General features: G+C 46.6%; 20 protein-coding genes and 3 tRNA genes. 21 read left to right on the top strand and 2 right to left on the bottom strand.

Annotation, left to right across the window (positions count from 1 at the left end; all coding sequences use genetic code 11):
- Nucleotides 1-18: 18 nt before the first annotated feature.
- On the bottom strand, nt 19-615 hold the full coding sequence (locus L7H18_02220) for a hypothetical protein (protein ID UMX48339.1): 597 nt from the start codon (nt 613-615) through the stop codon (nt 19-21).
- Between the two features lie 39 nt (nt 616-654).
- Nucleotides 655-1,350 (bottom strand): hypothetical protein, encoded by a 696-nt coding sequence (locus tag L7H18_02225; GenBank protein UMX48340.1) that lies wholly within the window; start codon nt 1,348-1,350, stop codon nt 655-657.
- 45 nt (nt 1,351-1,395) lie between these two features.
- Between L7H18_02225 and L7H18_02230 the strand changes: the two genes are divergently transcribed.
- The 21 genes from L7H18_02230 to L7H18_02330 all read left to right on the top strand — a co-directional run bounded on the left by L7H18_02230 (nt 1,396) and on the right by L7H18_02330 (nt 16,854).
- Complete coding sequence (locus L7H18_02230) at nt 1,396-2,106, top strand: ribonuclease HII (GenBank protein UMX48341.1); 711 nt, start codon at nt 1,396-1,398, stop codon at nt 2,104-2,106.
- A gap of 12 nt (nt 2,107-2,118) precedes the next feature.
- Entirely contained in the window at nt 2,119-2,655 is a 537-nt protein-coding gene (locus tag L7H18_02235; protein ID UMX48342.1) for a cupredoxin domain-containing protein, read from the top strand.
- Between the two features lie 249 nt (nt 2,656-2,904).
- Nucleotides 2,905-3,177 carry a 50S ribosomal protein L32 gene (rpmF, locus tag L7H18_02240; protein UMX48343.1) on the top strand — a complete coding sequence of 91 codons (273 nt, stop codon included), beginning with the start codon at nt 2,905-2,907 and terminating at the stop codon, nt 3,175-3,177.
- A 120-nt stretch (nt 3,178-3,297) separates the two neighbouring features.
- Nucleotides 3,298-3,741 (top strand): transcription antitermination factor NusB, encoded by a 444-nt coding sequence (gene nusB, locus L7H18_02245; protein UMX48344.1) that lies wholly within the window; start codon nt 3,298-3,300, stop codon nt 3,739-3,741.
- Between the two features lie 124 nt (nt 3,742-3,865).
- Complete coding sequence (rnc, locus tag L7H18_02250; GenBank protein ID UMX48345.1) at nt 3,866-4,558, top strand: ribonuclease III; 693 nt, start codon at nt 3,866-3,868, stop codon at nt 4,556-4,558.
- A gap of 315 nt (nt 4,559-4,873) precedes the next feature.
- Nucleotides 4,874-5,092, top strand: coding sequence for a type II toxin-antitoxin system HicB family antitoxin (locus L7H18_02255; GenBank protein UMX48346.1), 219 nt, complete (start codon nt 4,874-4,876; stop codon nt 5,090-5,092).
- Entirely contained in the window at nt 5,085-5,312 is a 228-nt protein-coding gene (locus L7H18_02260; GenBank protein UMX48347.1) for a type II toxin-antitoxin system HicA family toxin, read from the top strand. Before L7H18_02255 ends, L7H18_02260 begins: the two co-directional genes overlap by 8 nt.
- A gap of 320 nt (nt 5,313-5,632) precedes the next feature.
- Complete coding sequence (gene rpsP / locus L7H18_02265) at nt 5,633-5,959, top strand: 30S ribosomal protein S16 (protein UMX48348.1); 327 nt, start codon at nt 5,633-5,635, stop codon at nt 5,957-5,959.
- Between the two features lie 91 nt (nt 5,960-6,050).
- Nucleotides 6,051-6,386, top strand: a complete 336-nt coding sequence (locus L7H18_02270) for a KH domain-containing protein (GenBank protein ID UMX48349.1) — start codon at nt 6,051-6,053, stop codon at nt 6,384-6,386.
- A 203-nt stretch (nt 6,387-6,589) separates the two neighbouring features.
- Nucleotides 6,590-7,285 carry a tRNA (guanosine(37)-N1)-methyltransferase TrmD gene (gene trmD, locus L7H18_02275; protein ID UMX48350.1) on the top strand — a complete coding sequence of 232 codons (696 nt, stop codon included), beginning with the start codon at nt 6,590-6,592 and terminating at the stop codon, nt 7,283-7,285.
- A 395-nt stretch (nt 7,286-7,680) separates the two neighbouring features.
- Nucleotides 7,681-7,763: transfer RNA gene (locus tag L7H18_02280), tRNA-Tyr, on the top strand.
- Nucleotides 7,764-8,025: 262 nt separating this feature from the next.
- Nucleotides 8,026-8,096, top strand: a tRNA-Thr gene (locus L7H18_02285).
- 128 nt (nt 8,097-8,224) lie between these two features.
- The gene (gene rpmG / locus L7H18_02290; GenBank protein ID UMX48351.1) at nt 8,225-8,386 is read left to right on the top strand and encodes a 50S ribosomal protein L33; all 162 of its coding nucleotides are present in this window, start codon (nt 8,225-8,227) and stop codon (nt 8,384-8,386) included.
- Between the two features lie 204 nt (nt 8,387-8,590).
- A tRNA-Trp gene (locus tag L7H18_02295) sits at nt 8,591-8,661 on the top strand.
- A gap of 245 nt (nt 8,662-8,906) precedes the next feature.
- On the top strand, nt 8,907-9,167 hold the full coding sequence (locus tag L7H18_02300) for a four helix bundle protein (GenBank protein ID UMX48444.1): 261 nt from the start codon (nt 8,907-8,909) through the stop codon (nt 9,165-9,167).
- 277 nt (nt 9,168-9,444) lie between these two features.
- Entirely contained in the window at nt 9,445-9,627 is a 183-nt protein-coding gene (locus L7H18_02305; protein ID UMX48352.1) for a hypothetical protein, read from the top strand.
- A 69-nt stretch (nt 9,628-9,696) separates the two neighbouring features.
- Entirely contained in the window at nt 9,697-12,195 is a 2,499-nt protein-coding gene (locus tag L7H18_02310; GenBank protein UMX48353.1) for a DUF87 domain-containing protein, read from the top strand.
- 45 nt (nt 12,196-12,240) lie between these two features.
- Nucleotides 12,241-12,636, top strand: a complete 396-nt coding sequence (locus L7H18_02315) for a hypothetical protein (protein UMX48354.1) — start codon at nt 12,241-12,243, stop codon at nt 12,634-12,636.
- Nucleotides 12,637-13,145: 509 nt separating this feature from the next.
- Nucleotides 13,146-14,759: an efflux RND transporter periplasmic adaptor subunit gene (locus tag L7H18_02320; GenBank protein ID UMX48355.1), complete on the top strand. Its 1,614-nt coding sequence runs from the start codon at nt 13,146-13,148 to the stop codon at nt 14,757-14,759.
- 40 nt (nt 14,760-14,799) lie between these two features.
- Nucleotides 14,800-15,504 (top strand): ABC transporter ATP-binding protein, encoded by a 705-nt coding sequence (locus L7H18_02325; protein ID UMX48356.1) that lies wholly within the window; start codon nt 14,800-14,802, stop codon nt 15,502-15,504.
- A 111-nt stretch (nt 15,505-15,615) separates the two neighbouring features.
- A complete protein-coding gene (locus L7H18_02330) occupies nt 15,616-16,854 on the top strand; it encodes an ABC transporter permease (GenBank protein UMX48357.1) in 1,239 nt (412 codons plus the stop codon).
- The last annotated feature ends 74 nt before the right edge of the window (nt 16,855-16,928 follow it).

The raw sequence follows: 16,928 nt of genomic DNA on the forward strand, positions 1-16,928 counted from the left end.
AATTAAATTTGCCATAGGCTATGGCCGCGCGGTTTTGTCGACGGCAATCGTTGAGTTTTCCAAACTTGCCTGGCCATCCAATTTCGCTCCCGTCATATCGAAAGTTCCTTTTATCGTCGCGCCGCCAAGATAGATATCGCCCTTGACGGTTAGTCCGTCAATGGCGTAATCGGCAACCGTGATGTTCTTTAAATCGGCGTTGCCTTCGATTTGCGCTTTTGCCAAACTGACGAAGCCATTTACTTGCGTTTCGTTCAAATCCAGCGATCCGGAAAGTTTTAAGCCGACCATATTCGCCGATTGCCCGATTTTGCCGTTTTGCAAAGAAAGATCGCCGTTGATTTTTGCCTGGCCCAAGAACAGGGATCCTCCAACCCAAGCCCGGGCCAGATTAACGCTTCCGTTCACCGCGGCGTTTGCCATAAAAACATTGCCGATTATGGCGCTGTCTTGCAAATCGAGTCCGCAATCAATGATCTTTTCCGCCAGCAGAAGGCACTGGAGTTTTTTCCCCTTGAAGTCAGCGGTTCTTTGTTCCAGAACAGCTTGGTTTATCTCTTGATTTATTTCTTTTTCACCGAGTATGAATTCGTTGTCGATCATGAATTCTTCCATAATTTTTTGTTTATTATATGTTTGCTTGGATGATGTTTGTCACAGAAGTATCTTTTCCGCCGGCACGCCGGTGAAATCCATGTATTCTTTGTTGTAAATGGAATTTTTCAGCAATAAAGAATCGGTCATTTTTAAATTTTTGCCGATGATACTGCGGCGCACCAGCGCGTTTTCCAAACTTACCATTCCGCTCACGACCGCGTCGCTAAGATCCAAGAAACCGTTGATTTGCGCGCTTTTCAAATATATGTCGCCTTTAACGGTCAAATCATCCTTTGTATAATCATATACCTCAAGTTTCTGAAAATTAACATCCCCAAGGATCACGGCCTTCGCCAGACTGACAAAGCCGGCGATGCGGGCTTCGTTGAAAAGCAGCGATCCGGTAATATTCAATCCTACCATATTTATTGTTTGCCCGATGGCGGCTCTCGCGAGAATCAGATTGCCCATCAGTTTTCCGCGGCCGAAGAAAAACGAACCGTCAATTATGGCGCCGGCCATATTTATGCTTCCGTTGACTATCGTATCGGCAAGAAAAACATTGCCCATTATTGAACAACCCTCCAGGTTTATCCCGTAGTCAAGATTTTTTTCCGCCAGCGAAAGAAATTTTAAACTTTTGCCGCGGAAATCAGCTTCTCTCCGGTCCAAGGTGGCTTTGTCGATCTCGCGATCAATATCTTCCTTGCCGAGGATGGAAACCGCTTTTCCGGCAATAATAAATTCTTCCATTGAGAAAATGAAGTATAATGATATTATAATTTAAAAATCCGCAAATTGAAAATCGCGCGGAAGAATTCGGTGGCAAAAAACAATCGATTGTTTTACGAAAAAAAATATTCGCGCGCCGGATTTGAAATTATTATCGGCGTCGACGAGGCGGGCCGGGGGCCGCTTGCCGGCCCGGTCGCGGCCGGCGCGGTGGCTTTGCTTGGCGCCGGCGGCCGCGGCAATTTGCCGCGCCGTTTGTTTGAAGATGTTGATGATTCAAAAAAACTTTCCGCGCGGAAACGGGAGGAGCTTTTTGAAATTATCGTTAATTGCGAAAAAATTATTTGGGCCGGCGCTCTGGTTTGGCCGCGGACAATCGACCGGATTAACATTTTCGAGGCTTCAAAGCTGGCAATGGCCCGGGCGGCCGCGGGGATTGTCCGCAAACGGAAGAATTGTTCCGCGCAAAAGATATTTTGCCTGATTGACGGCAATTTTCCGATAAAAGTTCCTTATCCGCAAAGGTCGGTTATTTCCGGCGACGCGAAAGTTTTTTCGATTTCCGCGGCCAGCATTGTGGCCAAAGTCATCCGCGACCGGGTGATGCGAGGACTGGACAAAAAATATCCGGCCTACGGATTCGCGCGGCACAAAGGCTATCCGACCAAAGAACATCTGGCGGCGTTGCGCCGGCACGGATTGTCGCCGGTTCACCGCTTGAGTTTCGGGCCTTGCGCCGTTTTGCAAAGAAAGGCTATAATAAAATCATATAATTAATCTTTTAAAAAAATGGCAATCGCAAAACACAACAAAAAAATCGATAAAATGGCAATGGTTGGTTTCGCCGCCAATTTTTGCGCGGTTTTTTCGCTCATATATATTGTGGCGCTGCTGCTGGTGGCGAATATTTTCGGTTCAAACCGCGCCGCGATGGCATCGCTGGCGCAGCCAATCGCGAATTCCGCTTGTTCGGCGGTGGCGGGAGAACCGCTCGCGGCCGCGATTCCCGCGATCTTGTTCCCGGTATCGGCGGACAATCCCAGCGAGAGCGTGATTAAAATCTCGATTGATGACGGCGGATGGACGCCAAAAGAAATTGATTTGAGTCTTTCGAGCGCGCGCACCGTTGAAATTTCCAACAAAGGCGTAAATCCGCATTCATTCGTGATTGACGGGCTGGGCATTGATTCGGGCGAGATCGCGCCCGGCGCGGCCAAGACGGTATTTTTGCAAAATTTATCGGGAGAAGCGGCCATTTATCCGTTCTATTCAAATATCTCCGGCGACGATAAAGAAAAGTTCAGCGGTCAGATAACGATATTGTAATGTCTGTGGCGGGGAGCGAATTTGTTGAGGTTTGACCTCAACTTTCGGAGGCCAACTTTTGCCCGCAAGCCGAAGATTGGCCTTCGCATTCGCTTCCGGAGTTAATCCCGGCGAGCGGTTGCTGCCGCAATCTTGAATTTTTTAGCAAATCGTGCTATAATTTGCGCATTATAATCATTTTGAGTTATTTTGGCGTATTTTGAGTTTTTCTATCAACTCATCAACTCATTTACTCATATACTTATTGCTATGGGTGGCGTACCAAAAAAGAGACATACAAAAGGAAGCCGGAACCAGCGCCGGATGCATTTATTTCTGGAAAAACCGAATATGACCGTTTGCAAAAAGTGCGGCAAGCCGGTTATGTCGCACATTGTTTGTCCGGCCTGCGGATTTTACAAGGGCAAGGAAGTGATTGATGTGCTGTCAAAACTTGACCGCCGCCAGCGTCGCGCCAAAGAAATGGAAATAGCGAAAACCCAGGCGGAGTCGGAAGTTGCGGCCAAACAAACCGCCAAATAGTCGAATTCTGTTCCCGATTTTGAAATTGAGAATCGTCCCGCTTGGCGGGATCCCGCCAGGCGGGAGAAATTTTGGAATTTTTTTGATATGGCTTCACGGCACCTCACTCGTTCAATCGTAATGCAATCCCTTTTTGAATGGGATTTTTACGGCAAGTCGGGCGATCTGGCCGGAATCTTACAGAGAAATCTGGATGAATTCGGGCCCGGGCTGGAGGAAAAAACATTCGCTTCCGATCTTATCGCCGGAGTGGTCGGGAAAATGGAAAGCTTGGATAAAGTAATCGAAAAAGCCGCGCCGCAATGGCCGATTGATCAGATCAGCGTGGTGGATCGGAATATCTTGCGTTTGGGATTGTTCGAGCTTTTGTATGAAGATAAAAAAGCGGTGCCGCCCAAAGTGGCTATCAACGAGGCGATTGAACTGGCCAAGAATTTCGGCGGGGAAAGTTCGGGCAAGTTCGTGAACGGGGTTCTGGGCACGATCTATAAAGAAATGCTGATCGCGAATCCCGAATTGGCCGATGCGAACGATAAAGAGCGTGCCGTTGGGGATGTTGTTTAAATTTAAAATTGAAAAATCAAAATGTAAAATGACAAATTAAAATGTTAAAATGTCGCAATTTAGACATTTTATGGTTTTACATTGTCATTTTGATCTTTGATTTTTCCATTTTCAACTTTTGATAATGAAAGAATTTAGCGAACTTGAGAACAAACTGGGTATTTTTTTCAAAAATAAGGATTTGCTGACGCAGGCGTTTATTCACCGGTCATACCTTAACGAAAATCCTCAAGTTAATTTGGGGAATAACGAGCGGTTGGAATTTCTGGGCGACGCGGTGCTTGAGCTGGCGTCCACGGAATATCTTTATGCCGAATACCCCGGCGAATCCGAAGGCAAATTGACCAGTTGGCGCGCCGCGCTCGTGAACACGAAAACTATTTCGGCGGCCGGATCAAGAATCGGTTTTGGCGATTTTCTGCTTTTGTCCAGGGGCGAAGCCAAGGAAGAGGGTAAATCGCGGCAATATATTCTGGCCAACACTTTCGAAGCGTTCATCGGCAGTCTGTATCTTGATCATGGCTATGCCGCGTGCCGGGATTTTATCGCCAAATATTTGTTGGTGGAGCTTCCCAAAATTATCGAGCAGGAACTTTACCGCGACGCCAAGTCGCGCTTCCAGGAAGTCGCGCAGGAAAAGGCCAAGGTGACGCCCACTTATCAGGTTTTGGAAGAAAAAGGCCCGGATCACGCCAAATTTTTTCTGGTCGGCGTTTACTTGGGCCGCGAACTGATAGCCAAAGGCGGCGGTTATTCCAAACAAGAAGCCGAAGAAGAAACCGCCAAAGCCGCGTTGGAAGCCAAAGGCTGGAGCTGATTTTTGAGTTTTTTGATTTTATATTCGTATTTAAGGTGCGACCTCGGCAAACCGCACTTTTGTTTTCCCTAGCCTTCTTCGCGCGGGATTTTTTGGTTTTGTTTTAGGCAAGGACATTTTCCGCTTTTAACACTTCGTTGGGAGTTTCGTAATTCAAAGAATTTATGTATTTTTTGCTATCGCAAAATTTACATAATGAAATAATTTCCTTCTTGCGCAAGGATAATTATGAGCGATGCCTAAAAAATTGACAAAAGGCGGGAAAATAGGGCAATATAAATAAACAAATTGGATATAAATTATTATTAAATTGACATGAGTTACAAATTTACATTAATTACAATTAAAGAAGGGAAATGGTTTGTGATTCGTTGCGCGGAATTGGGAGTGGTCAGCCAAGGCAAAACTCTAAAAGAAGCGCGAAAAAACATCAAAGAAGCGGTTGAACTTTATTTGGAAGACAATCCGGATAGCAAAAAGTATTTATCCCAAAAAGATCCTTTAATTTCCACTCTTGAATTGGAATATGCCTAAAAAAGTTTTTTCGGGCAAGGTTGTGATAAAAATTTTGTGCCGCGATTTTGGTTTCAATTTTGTTTCCCAAAAGGGAAGTCATGTGAAATTGAAAAGGGTTGTTGAACGGAAAGAGATTATCACAATTGTACCGCTTCACAGAGAATTATCTTATGGAACATTCAAGGGGGCTTTGGATTTGGCGCAAGTGGAAATAAAAGATTTTTTGAACAAAATTTGAGCAACTATTCAGTTTTCCCCGGCAATATTGACATTGATGCTTATCGATCGCGGATTTAAGGCCTCTGTGTTTTGAGAGGATGGTTTTTGATCCGTTTATTGAGTGCAATACCTCGGGGCTTTGCCCCGGGTGCACCAAGAGGATTCCAAAGGGGTGCCCCCTTTGGTCGTCGTGCGGGGTTCATACCCCGCTCGACGAAATACATTTGGAAAATATATTTTTGATTTTCGGAAGAACTGGATAATCACAAGTTTGAAATTTGCAAAAAGCGTTAAGTTGTGTTATATATAACGGGTAATATAAATCTCTATAAATAGACTATGTTAACCATAAGACTGCATCGTATCGGCAAGACCAACCAGCCGTCGTTTAAAATCGTGGTGGTGGACAAGCGGACATCCGCGGCCGCGGGAAAATTTTGCGAAGAGGTTGGTTCCGTCAACCGCGTTATCAAACAGATCAAGCTGGATAAAGATCGAATAACCTATTGGATTTCAAAAGGCGCCCAGCCTTCGCCGACCGTGAACAACATTCTTGTTTCGCAAAAAGTGATCAAAGGCAAAAAGATCGCGGTGCACGCCCAACCCAAGAAAACCGAAACCGCGGCGGCCGCGGCTCCGGCCGCGGCTCCAAAATCGGCCGCATAAAAAAATTTGACATTTGGTTTTGCCTTCGGATATAATTGATATATCGCAGCCGGAAAGGTCGAAATGTTACATTTTTTGAATGAACGATATTATGGAGAAAAAAACTGTTGACCACGAATTTCTTGAATTCTTGATCAAGTCGCTGGTGGATCATCCCGAGGATGTCATTGTCAACCGCACGGTTGACGAGATGGGCGTTCTTTTGTCGCTGAAAGTGAATGCCGAAGATATGGGCCAAATTATCGGCCGCAACGGCAGCACTGCCAGAGCCATCAGGAATTTGGTCAGGATCATCGGTCTCAAAAACCACGCGCGCGTGAACCTCAAGATTGAGGAGCCCGAAGGCGGGCGGCGCGTCCCGCATGTGGCGGAAGGCGGGGAAAAACCCGCGGCGCCGGATGAGGAAGTCGATGACCTTAAGTTCTAAATCACAATCAAAAGAAAACCCCGAGCCCGAAAGCGAGGGGCTTTCTTTTTTACAGAATAATTTTCAAACTCCAATTTTCAATTATCAATGAATTTTCAATGTTTCAATGAACCAAACGAAATGCGAATCCGAATTTTGTTTGAGGCATTGGAATTTGGAACATTGATTGAAAATTGGAGTTTGAAAATTGAAAATTAAATTTTATGATTGCTTTTGATTTTATTACAATTTTTCCCGATATCGTTAAGCCTTATTTTGAGGAGTCTTTGTTCAAGAAGGCGGTTGAAAAGAAGCTTTTGAAAATCAGAACGCATAATTTGCGCGATTTCGCGATTGATAAACATCATACCGTCGATGACAGCCCTTATGGCGGCGGCTTTGGCATGGTGATGAAAGTTGATGTGTGGCACAAGGCGATTGCGAGCGCGGCCAAGCTAAAAGCGGCGGGCAAGAAATTAAAACCAACCGACAAGGGCGTTGCCATAATCATGCTTACGCCCCGCGGAAAAAAATTCAACCAGAAAATGGCGCAAAAACTGGCGAAAATGAAGCAGATCGTTTTTATTTGCGGCCGTTACGAAGGCGTGGATGAACGGGTGGCCAAAAATATCGCCACCATCGAAGTCAGCGCGGGCGACTATGATTTGATGGGCGGGGAATTGCCGGCAATGGTTATCGCCGAAGCCGTGAGCCGTTTGATCCCGGGGGTGATCGGCAAACCCGAATTTTTAAAGGAGCGCAACGGCAAAGAAGGTTTTTTCGAGAGCGCGCAATACACCCGGCCGGAAGTTTACAGCCCTAAAAAAGGAATCGAATGGAAAGTCCCCAAGGAACTGCTTCGCGGCGATCCCAAAGTTATCAATGCTTGGCGGGAGAAACACGGCAAAACCATTATTTAGGTATTGGAAATTGATTTTTTATCTATTTTTTGTTACTAATAAATTGATTAAAATGGATGCGGTAGATTGCAGTAAATGCGGCGACACTATGACCGTGTCGAAAGATGGGAAGAATCTCGAGTGCAATAATTGCGGCGAGGTTAATTCCTTGGAATTTGTTCACATTGGGCGTGATGGCAGAACTGTTCATAACTGATGCCATCAAGCCTTGTTTTTTTATTGAAAAACGGTATACTGTATTCGTGTTGAAAAATGGATGAGAATACTTGTAATTAGTGTGTGTAATTTGTAGTTAGGAGCGGCAAATTTTTTATCAGTCATATAAAATTTTTTACCATTTACTAATTACCAAGTACCAATTACTAATTATTGCAAATTTTGAAAAAATTTGCCGCGGGTTGGTACCAAAGTAGTCAAATGGACCGCGCTGTAAACGCGGTGGCCTACGCCTTCAGGGGTGCAAATCCCTTCCAGCCCACACTATAGACCAATGTTATCTATAGGAGTTGGTTTGCTATTATGCATAAATGATTTATAATAAAATCAATCATTTATGAAACTAACAGCCGCCATTCTTAAAAAAATATATTCAGAGGATAAAAAGTCAGTTTTTGAGGTTTCGCGAATTTTAAATTGTTCGGAAAATAAAATAAATTATTGGTTGAGAAAATATAAGATTGCCAAGAGATCAATGGGCGAGGCGATATTGTTTGCGGAATGATTGACAACTTAAAATAAATGCCGGGATAGCTCAGTGGCAGAGCGTGCGCATGGTAAGCGTAATACCCGAGTCCGATTCTCGGTCCTGGCTCAAAGAAGTGTAAAATTTAAAAATCAGAGTTAAAAATGGCAGTGTAAAGTCTAAAATCAATCAATTCCAAAATTTTACATTTTACATTGCCATTTTAATCTTTGATATTTACATTTTTAATTTGAATTATGGCCACAAAAAAGAAACCGTTCGTGAAGCTTCAGTGCGCTTCGTGCAAGAGCATTAATTATCGCAGCCACAAATCCAAAACCATGGAAGGCAAATTGGAATTGGTTAAGTTTTGCAAGATCGAGCGCAAGCGCACCAAACACAAGGAAATCAAAAAATAAGATGTCCAATACCAAATTTCTCCCGCTTGGCGGGATCCCGCGATGCGGGACAATGTCAAATGGCGCGATTTTTTTGGAAATTGAGCCATTAAAAATCTATTGGAAATTGGCAATTGGCAATTGAAAATTTTGAAAAGTTAAAAACTTGGCAAGCCAAGAAAGTTTGTTATACTGAAAAAATAATTATTGCCGTTCGGCAATAAAGGGGGCGTGGTGAAGTGGTATCATAAAGATCTCCAAAATCTTTGTCTCTGGTTCGAATCCAGGCGCCCCCGCAAGCGACTTTCGCGGCGCTTCAGTCGCAGTAATTAGTAGTTGGCACTTAGTAATTGGGGAATAGGAGGGATTATATATCATCAAAGCGAAAGGCGCTTCCCAAACTACAAATTACACACACTAATTACAAGCATTTCGCATTTTGATTTATTTAACTTATGTTTGATTTCGAAAACCCGGAGGTTACCGCAAATCAAAGGAACTCAACAAGGAGGTTCTTTTATTTTTATCTGCCAACAAACAAATCGATTCTTATATCCGCGACCAGCTAAAGCGTGCCGCCATCAGCATAACCATCAATATCGCCGAGGGTAGCGGCAAATTCTCCAAAGCCGACAAGCGAAACTTCTATACTATCTCCCGCGGTTCGGTCTATGAATGTGTTTCCTTAATGGAATTAATCCTGGACGAAAACCAGATCCCCAAAGAAAGATTTAGCTATTTTTATCAAAAGCTCGAAATCCTTTCTAAAATGATTCTGGGTTTGATAAACAGCCAAAAATGATCCGGGTCCGTCCACACATTGCAAAAAGCTCGCCGAGGTCAGTCTTGTATATATCCAGCAGATTTTTCGCCGGAAAAACCAAACCTGAATAAGTATTTTGAATTACGAAACCATTAAATCCAAATACTGTTGAAGCGTTTCGTAATTCAAAGTAAGCAAACGAAAAGCCGCCTAAAAATACGGGAATACGCGTCCCGGCGAGCGGTTGTTCTTGCTTTTCCGTCGCGGATAAAAAATTGTGGTATAATGAAAAAATTTAAATTATTCGGCGCCCAAGATGGGCAAAGAGGAAAACGCGATCATCGATGATTTTTTGGCTTCAATGTGCGGGCAAATCGATAATTTTACGGATTTCAAGCTGGTTGGCGGCAACGAAAAAATATTCGATAAGATTAAGAGTATTCGCAACGCCCGAGAGTATCCAAAGGGTTTCGCGCCGGCGGGCGGAAAGAAACGATGATCCGCCGGTATTGATCGCGCGGATAATCGCGTTTTTTGATTTTCAGGCAAGATGGGGTAAAATCCAATAATGGAGGGATTAACTAATTATGTTGATTTTGGATTGGCCAAAGTGGTCGCGGCCGCGGATAAGGCCGCGGTTTGGCCGACCGAGTGGCTGTATTTTGGCGCGGCCGGAATTTCGGCGTGCGTTTTCGGGCTGTTGTTTTGGGGTTACAAAAGAAAGCGGAAGCGCGATGGTTTCCGGATGGCTATGGATTTGGTTTTGCTATCCATAAAAATACCGCACAAATCGGCGGAGGAAATCCAACAGGCGGGCAAACAGGAAAAAGACTGGATCAAGGTGATGGAGGATTTCTATGCCAATATGATTTCGCTCAAGCCCGCGGGAATGTTCTCGCTCAAACCGTGGATCGCGCTGGAAGTGGCCAAGATCAAGGGTGAGATTTGTTTCTTCGCGGCGGTTCCCAAAAAGTACGCCGGTTTCGTGGAAAAGAAAATCAACAGCATTTATTCGGACGCCCAGATCGAGCGGTCGGACGATTTCAACATTTTCGGTTATAAAGAAAAAGTTTATTGCGGTTATTTAAAAACCGCCAAGTCGGTATATTTGCCGATAAAAACCTTTAATTACATTGAAGTTGATCCGTTGTCGAGCATCACCAATACCCTTACCAAACTGGCCGAACATGAAGAAGCGGCGGTGCAAATCTGTTTGCGCAACACTTCGGATAATTGGCAAATACGCGGCCGGGAAATTTTGAAACTGATGCGGCAGGGGAAAACATTTTATCAAGCGCGGAATGCCACGGGGTTATGGCAAGCGTTTTTCGGCAGTCCCAAAAAAGACGAAGAGCGCCAAACGCAAATGCTTCAAGGAGATAATGATTTGGCCAAGCAGATGGAAAGCAAAATGGCCAAGCACAATTTCGCGGTTAATATCCGCATCGTGGTTTCGATCAAGGACGAGGTTCGCGGCCAGGATGTTTTCAACCAGCTTTCAGGCGCTTTTGACCAATTTTCCGGTCCGGAATTGAATAAATTCAATATCGTCGCCGCCAAAGGACGCGCGGCGGCCGGTCTTTTGAACGATTACATATTCCGCGGTTTTAACCCGGGCCATGTTTCGGTTCTAAGTTCCGAAGAGCTGGCCAGTATTTACCATTTTCCCACTCCGCTTTTGAAAACCCCGAATATCAAAGTGCTGAATTCCAAAACCGCGCCCGCGCCGTTCAATATGAATTCCGAAGGTTTGCTGTTGGGTTTCAACCAATACCGCGGGGAGAAAAAAGACGCTTATATGGCCGCGCCCGACCGCCGCCGGCATTTATATGTTATCGGGCAGACCGGCACGGGCAAATCGGCCTTTTTGTCGAATTTAATCGAGCAGGATGTTCTTGCCGGCGCGGGCGTGGGCATCCTTGATCCGCACGGCGATCTGATTGACGACATTTTGGGCAAAATCCCCAATGAACGGCTTGATGATGTGGTGGTTTTTGATCCGGCCAACCTCAAACATCCCATCGGTTTGAATATGCTGGAATACGACCCCAAGTTTCCCGAACAGAAAACTTTCATTATCAATGAGTTTATGAAGATATTCGACAAACTCTATGATTTAAAAGCCACCGGCGGGCCGATGTTTGAACAATACGCGCGCAACGCCTTGATGCTGTTGATGGACGATCCGGGCGAAATTTTCACTTTGATGGAAGTGCCCAAAGTTTTGTCCGACAAGGAATTCCGGCATTATCTCTTGGCTAAATGCCGCAATGGTTTGGTGAAAGAATTTTGGGAAAAGCAAGCCGAGGCCGCGGGCGGGGAAGCATCTTTAAAAAATATGGTGCCCTACATCACCTCGAAGTTCGATACCTTTATTTCAAATGATTATATGCGGCCCATTATCGGCCAAACCAAGAGCACATTCAAATTCCGCGAGATTCTGGACGGCAAAAAGATATTTTTGGTTAATTTGAGCAAAGGGCGTTTGGGCGAAATCAACAGTTCGCTGCTGGGATTGATTATCACCGGCAAGCTGACCATCGCCGCGTTTTCGCGGGTGGACATAGCCGAATCCGAGCGCAAGGATTTCTATTTGTATTTGGATGAGTTTCAAAATTTTGCCACCGATAGCATTTCCACGATTTTATCCGAGGCGCGCAAATACAAATTGGATCTGACGATTTCCCATCAATTCATCGGCCAGCTGGAAGACGAGATCCGCGACAGCGTTTTTGGCAATGTGGGCACGATCGTATCGTTTCGCGCGGGGGTGGAGGATTCGGAATTCTTAGCCAAGCAGTTCGCGCCAATTTTTAACGCCCAGGATTTGAACCGGATTGAGAATTATAATGCCTATGTCCGTATGCTTATCAACGGACAGGTGTCGTCTCCGTTCAACATCAAAACCTATCCGCCCAACAAATCAGACCGCGAGCGTATGGCCGATATCAAGGAATATTACGCGCTCAAGGAAGGCCGCGACCGCGAGGAAGTGGAAAATGAAATCACCGCGCGCCGGCACAGTTACGCCGCCGCCGCGGCTTTGCCGACGGTTTCGCGTTTGTAGTTTCGCGTTTCGCATTTTGTGTTTATGTTTTAACTTATCAAATCTATGGCAGACAAAAAACCGATATTGCCGGAAGTTCCCGGGCCGGCCGATGCGGCCGTTGAAAAAAACGAAGCCAAAATCGAAATGACCGAGAAAGGCTTTGAAACCGTGATTGAAATAGAAAGAAAAGATGACGGCGCGCGGGCGATGCGCGATAGAATCGAACAATCGGGCGCCAAAGGATCAAGCGTTGGCCAAAGCCAAGCGCCGGCGCTTGACGCCGATGTCCAAAAAGAAAAAATAATTTCAAAATTTTCCAAAGCCGTGCTGGCCGCGGGAATCGATACGGCTGAAACCCAAAAGATAATTGAAGGAATGGAGCAAAAATATCTGAAAAATTTTCCCGATATCGTCGACGCGATCCACGACCGCGTCACCGAAGATCGCGACCGCCGGTAAGGAGGCTTTCTGACAACCGGAGAAAAACAAATCTCCGGTTTTTGTTTCAATTTTTTATATCTTGCCAGCTCGCCGCGGGGAACAAAAAGAATGAGGATTCCAAGGGAAACATCCTTTGGTTGATGGCGGGGTTAATACCCCGGCATCAATGTATTTTTTTATTGAGTGCAATACCTCGGGGCTTTGCCCCGGGGTGCACCAAGAGGATTCCAAAGGGGTGCCCCCTTTGGTCGTCGTGCGGGGTTCATACCCCGCTCGACGAAATACATTTGGAAAATATATTTTTTATTGTTCGTTGACGGCGGAATCCCAAGGGACCTTTGAAATTCCGTTAAAGCTCGCGAGATATTTTTATGAAGAGGCAAATCTTTCCGATTATCCCTTGGGAATGCTCGGGACAGGCGACAGGGATAGACTCCACGCGGCGTTTCGGCGAGGAGGTGGATGTCCAACGCAAAGGGTATTCAATTTGTTTTTTATGAGCTAGAATATAGTAATAAATATGGCTTATGAAATTCAATAAAAAATTTCTTATAATTTTGCTGTTGGCCGCGGCCGCGGCGTATGCGGCGTACGCAAGTTTGAAACCTAAAGAGACGGTTTATAAAACCGAGAAAGTTATCCGCGGGGCGATTACGCAGGAGGTGGCCGAAACCGGTACGGTAAAAAAGGGAGACACGGTTAATTTGAGTTTCAAAAATTCGGGAACGATCGATCGTATAAATGCGGCCAAAGGCCAGGAAGTTTCCGCGGGCGATGTTTTGGCCGAATTGGACAGCCGCCAGTTGAAAGTTCAACTCGCGCAGGCGCGCGCCAATCTTGATTTTTATAATCTGCAATTGGAAAAATTGCGGAAAGGCGCGGCAACCGAAGATATCGGCATTATCGAAAGTCAGGTGAGGGCGGCGCAAAGCGCTCTGGCCAGCGCGGAACAATCGTTGGTCGATGCGCAAAACAACGCCGGGCAAAAATTGAACAGCGCGTATAAAGATGCCGGCAGCGCGTTGAGTTCGGCTTACATCAAAGCCTATAACGGCCGGAATTTTTCCGATCTTTTGCAGAGAACCCATTTCACGCCGCGCGACGATGATTCGATCGCGGTTTGGGACGCGGTGCAGAAAATGGATGTGGCAATCGCGCTGATTAAAAATTATTCCGGGGAAGCGCAATTAAACGCCGGCGATGTTTCTCTGGATCCGGTTTTTGCCGCGGCCAAGGTTCAACTGGCGAACATTGAGAGCAGGTTGCGAAGCATTCGCGCGATCTGTGAAAAAACGCCGTGGCGCGATGCCGTGGAACAAACCTATAAAGACACTCTGGATTTGCACATTGGTTATATGGTGTCCGCTCAAGCGTCCTTTAATTCCGCGGTGGAAGTCATCGCTTTGCAGAAAGCGGCCAATGATTTGGCGGTAAATTCGGCGCAAGCCGGAGTTGATGCCGCCGATGCGGCGCTGAAAACCGCCGCCGGCCAGCTGGCGAAAACCGTGGCCGGGCCGCGCGCCGAAGATGTGGGCGTGTTGGAATCGCAGGTGGCTCAAGCGCGGGCGCAGATTGATCTGTTGAACCTTCAGATTAGCGACAGCCGGTTGGTCGCGCCGGTCGCGGGCCAGATCACCGAAGTGAACGGCAAAATCGGAGAAACGGTTTCGATGATAACCGGCGGCGCTTTGGTGGCGATAGCTCCCGCCGATCCTTACACTGTGGAAGTCGACATATACGAAGAAGATGTGGTGAAAGAGAAAATCGGCGATCCGGTGCGAATATCGCCGGCGGCGATTCCCGACAAGGTTTTCGCCGGCCGCGTGCTTTCGATCGATCCGGCGGGCAGACTGGTGAACGGCGTGGTTTATTACCCCACCAAGATCGCTTTCGATGAAATGCCGCAGGGACTGAAACCGGAAATGACCGCGGACATCGTGATTGTCACCGCTTTCAAAGAAGATGTTCTGCAAATTTCGGAAACCGCGTTGCAAAAAAATCAGGATGACGGCTATTTTGTCCGGATATTGGAAGATGACGGCCGGCCGCAGGAAGCAAATGTCGAAGTCGGCATCAAATCAAAGGGAATGGCGGAGATCGTCTCGGGATTGAGCGAGGGGCAGGAGGTGATTATTCCATAAAACAATTTTCAATTTTCAAATTGGTAATTAATTTTTTTGTATGGAGCCGCTTATCAAACTTGAAAATGTTTGGAAGGTATACAAGCTGGGCAAGACCGAGGTGCAATCTCTGAAAGGGGTCAGCCTTGAAATTATGTCCGGCGGTTTTGTGACGGTTATGGGGCCGTCCGGTTCGGGCAAGTCCACGCTTTTGAATATGATCGGCCTTTTGGATATTCCCACCAAAGGCCGGCTTTTGGTTAAGGGAATTGACGCGGCTAAAATGATGGAAAGCGAATTGGCGCAACTGCGGGGGAGAACCATTGGGTTTGTATTCCAGGATTTTAATTTGCTTAACCATCTTCGGGCCTGGGAAAATGTGGAATTACCGATGATTTTTCAGGGTTTGTCTGAAGAAAAACGCCGAAAGCGGGCGCAAGAGCTGTTGGAACAAGTCAATATGGGACATCGGGCGGATCATCAGCTGGCTGAGCTCTCGGGCGGCGAGCGGCAGAGGGTGGCGATTGCGCGGGCGTTTGCCAATGATCCGGACTTGGTGATTGCCGACGAACCCACGGGTAATTTGGATTCGATGAGCGGTAAAAAGGTGATGGAGATATTGACCGATTTCCATGAAAAACTGGGGCGCACGCTTTTGGTGGTGACTCACGATCATAACATTGGCGCCTACGGTCACCAGCGGGTTTTTATTAAAGACGGCCAATTGGTGGACGAACAAACCGCGTTTGGCCGCAAGCTGTTGTAATTTTTGTATTTGAGGTCGTTATTCTGCGTAATCGCAGGAACGCGATCTCGGTAAATTGTATTTCGGATTTTAATTTTGAATTTATTCTTAAAATAACCCCGCTATTTTTTTATGTTTTACAATTCCAAGGAGTATTACAAAATTGCGGTTCGGAATTTAAAGATGCGGTCGTTAAGATCATGGCTGACGGTTTTTGGCATTGTCATCGGCGTGTTTTTGATTATCACTTTGCTGTCGCTGTCGGAAGGCATCAAGGATACGATCCAGCGGCAACTGACCTCGCTGGGCGGCAATATGATTTTTGTGATGCCGGGCGACGATACCAATCCGCTGGCGGGGATAATGTTCGGCGGCGACAAGCTGGAGCGGCAGGATTTGGATGCCATTAAAAGGACCGACGGAGTCATTACGGTTATGCCGGCATCCTATCAGTCGATTAACGCGCGATTCGGCAATGAAAACAAATCCATTGTGGTACAGGGTTTCCCGCTGGCCGACAGTATGGATATATTGAAAAAATTTCAGGGATGGAGCTTGGCGGCCGGTCGTTGGCCCAGTCCGGGAAGAACCGAAGTGGTGGCCGGAACGCAAATGAACCGAGATATTTTTAAGGTTCCGGTCAATCCGGGCGATGAGTTTAAAATTAAGGGAAAAAAATATACCGTGACGGGAATTCTTAATTCTTTGGGTTCAAAGCAGGACGACAGCGCCATATTTATGGAAATCAGCGAATTTCAGGATTTGGTGGGCCAGCCGCGCGGTACGGCGCAGATGGCCATGGTGCAAATCGATGAAGGCGCGGATGCCAATGTGATCGCGGCTAAAATCAAAGATAGCTTGCGGCGCGTTCAACGCCGCGCTTACGGTTCGGATTCCGACACGCTGAACTTCGCCGTGATCACCGCCGAAAAAATAAGCGATATCACCGGCGGAGTGATGGCGGTCATCCAGTTCGTGATCTTGGCGTTTGCCAGTATCGCGATTGTCGTGGGCGGCATCGGCATCACCAATACGATGTACACTTCGGTGCGCGAGCGCACGCGCGAGATCGGCATTATGAAAGCCATCGGCGCCACTAACGGCGCGATTATGGCGATATTTTTATTTGAAGCCGGGATTATCGGTTTTGGCGGCGGCATCGGCGGCACAATTTTGGGATTGGGCGTTGCCGCGATCGTGCAGGCCTATGGACAGGTGCATCCGATGTTCTATTTCACCGCGTCGTTTTCGCCGTGGATCGTGATTTTCGGAATGTCGTTCTCGTTTTTGATCGGCTGTCTGGCGGGAATTTTGCCGGCGCGCGCCGCGGCCAAATTGCGGCCCATTGACGCGCTGCGGAAATACGAGTGAAATGCCATAATTTCCAATTTGTTTTGAATTGCGAAACGCTTTGCATTCGGGGTCTATCCCTTGCGTAATCGCAA

The sequence above is a fragment of the Candidatus Nealsonbacteria bacterium DGGOD1a genome (assembly GCA_022530585.1).
In the GTDB taxonomy this organism is placed as follows: Bacteria; Patescibacteriota; Minisyncoccia; order Minisyncoccales; family UBA5738; genus UBA5738.

What these genes read in the sequence shown, in the direction of transcription:
- L7H18_02220 (UMX48339.1), bottom strand. Translation starts at nt 615, where the DNA reads ATGGAAGAATTCATGATCGACAACGAATTCATACTCGGTGAAAAAGAA.
- L7H18_02225 (UMX48340.1), bottom strand. Translation starts at nt 1,350, where the DNA reads ATGGAAGAATTTATTATTGCCGGAAAAGCGGTTTCCATCCTCGGCAAG.
- L7H18_02235 (UMX48342.1), top strand. Translation starts at nt 2,119, where the DNA reads ATGGCAATCGCAAAACACAACAAAAAAATCGATAAAATGGCAATGGTT.
- rpmF (UMX48343.1), top strand. Translation starts at nt 2,905, where the DNA reads ATGGGTGGCGTACCAAAAAAGAGACATACAAAAGGAAGCCGGAACCAG.
- nusB (UMX48344.1), top strand. Translation starts at nt 3,298, where the DNA reads ATGCAATCCCTTTTTGAATGGGATTTTTACGGCAAGTCGGGCGATCTG.
- rnc (UMX48345.1), top strand. Translation starts at nt 3,866, where the DNA reads ATGAAAGAATTTAGCGAACTTGAGAACAAACTGGGTATTTTTTTCAAA.
- L7H18_02255 (UMX48346.1), top strand. Translation starts at nt 4,874, where the DNA reads ATGAGTTACAAATTTACATTAATTACAATTAAAGAAGGGAAATGGTTT.
- L7H18_02260 (UMX48347.1), top strand. Translation starts at nt 5,085, where the DNA reads ATGCCTAAAAAAGTTTTTTCGGGCAAGGTTGTGATAAAAATTTTGTGC.
- rpsP (UMX48348.1), top strand. Translation starts at nt 5,633, where the DNA reads ATGTTAACCATAAGACTGCATCGTATCGGCAAGACCAACCAGCCGTCG.
- L7H18_02270 (UMX48349.1), top strand. Translation starts at nt 6,051, where the DNA reads ATGGAGAAAAAAACTGTTGACCACGAATTTCTTGAATTCTTGATCAAG.
- trmD (UMX48350.1), top strand. Translation starts at nt 6,590, where the DNA reads ATGATTGCTTTTGATTTTATTACAATTTTTCCCGATATCGTTAAGCCT.
- rpmG (UMX48351.1), top strand. Translation starts at nt 8,225, where the DNA reads ATGGCCACAAAAAAGAAACCGTTCGTGAAGCTTCAGTGCGCTTCGTGC.
- L7H18_02305 (UMX48352.1), top strand. Translation starts at nt 9,445, where the DNA reads ATGGGCAAAGAGGAAAACGCGATCATCGATGATTTTTTGGCTTCAATG.
- L7H18_02310 (UMX48353.1), top strand. Translation starts at nt 9,697, where the DNA reads ATGGAGGGATTAACTAATTATGTTGATTTTGGATTGGCCAAAGTGGTC.
- L7H18_02315 (UMX48354.1), top strand. Translation starts at nt 12,241, where the DNA reads ATGGCAGACAAAAAACCGATATTGCCGGAAGTTCCCGGGCCGGCCGAT.
- L7H18_02320 (UMX48355.1), top strand. Translation starts at nt 13,146, where the DNA reads ATGAAATTCAATAAAAAATTTCTTATAATTTTGCTGTTGGCCGCGGCC.
- L7H18_02325 (UMX48356.1), top strand. Translation starts at nt 14,800, where the DNA reads ATGGAGCCGCTTATCAAACTTGAAAATGTTTGGAAGGTATACAAGCTG.
- L7H18_02330 (UMX48357.1), top strand. Translation starts at nt 15,616, where the DNA reads ATGTTTTACAATTCCAAGGAGTATTACAAAATTGCGGTTCGGAATTTA.